Annotated in this window: 1 protein-coding gene; it reads left to right on the plus strand. The window is 54.6% G+C overall.

Translation table 11 applies throughout. From position 1 onward, the window contains the following. Positions 1-180: 180 nt before the first annotated feature. Entirely contained in the window at positions 181-978 is a 798-nt protein-coding gene (locus QJT78_RS51530; protein ID WP_244433474.1) for an AAA family ATPase, read from the plus strand. Positions 979-1065 lie beyond the last annotated feature (87 nt).

Consider the following 1065-nt stretch of genomic DNA (forward strand, 5'->3'; position numbering starts at 1 on the left):
GTCTCGGTCATGGCGTATCGCTCTCCTCGAGAGGTTCTGGCAGGCTCGTCACCCGCCTCGATACGCCGCCTTCCTCACACCGTCATCACCCAGATTCCGCCATAGCTCCATGGCGAGACACAAACGCTTGAGGATGAGCCTGACGAGGCAAGGGGCTTTCAGCCCGCCCTTTCGGTGCGATTGACTGTTGACCAAACCCTTGAGGCTGAATGGGGCATCTTCAATCGGCGCTTAGAAAAGGAAGGTAAAAGACTTCCATCGTTGAGCTACAACGATCGCCAAGAAGTTATGCCTTCTCGATTGGGACCCTACGCGGACCACCATTTAGGTTGGGGACGGCTTTCCGTTCTCAACAAGATAACTGAGGACGCAAAGGGGTCTCGTGCGCTCTTAGCTGAAGCTGGACGTATCGCGCGTGCGGAGTTCTCCAAGGAATCAAAAGCGCTCTTCGCCGAGGTGATCAAGCAAGCCAAGTGTGCGGCTCAGGCATTGGGCGTAGCTGTAACAGACGACCTGCAAGCGATGCTGGATATTCAAGCTGTCGGGCTTTCTGGCCGGGGGATATCCCTACACGAAAAAAATCTTCCCTTACGGCAACTCGGATTGGGTTCGTCGCGGCTCTTCGTTGCCGCGCTCCAAGATCAGGCACGAGTAAATGCTTCTATAGCGCTTATTGATGAAGTGGAACACGGCCTAGAGCCGCATCGCATTGCGCGCGTGCTTCGCCAACTGAAGGCGCCAAAGAAAGATGGAAGCATAAAGGCTCAGGTTTTTCTTACCACGCACTCTCCTGTTGTTCTCTGCGACTTAGCTGTTAGCCAGCTTCATGTGGTTAGGAGAGACAAGATAACAGGGGATGTAACGGCTCTATCAGCCGAACCGCAATTCAAGAGCCTGGATTCCCAGGCGGTATCTAGGACCACACCGGAAGCTTTTCTGGTGCCAACTGTGCTCGTGTCATTCGGCTTGCAATATTGACCCCCTAAGCCGGGGGATCGGCGTCCAAAATTGACCCCCTACAGGTTGGTCTGTTGCGCTGCCTGCTTCGTAACAAAGCAGGTGGTG

This window comes from Bradyrhizobium sp. Mp27, from assembly GCF_029953005.1.
Taxonomy (GTDB): Bacteria; Pseudomonadota; Alphaproteobacteria; order Rhizobiales; family Xanthobacteraceae; genus Bradyrhizobium; species Bradyrhizobium barranii.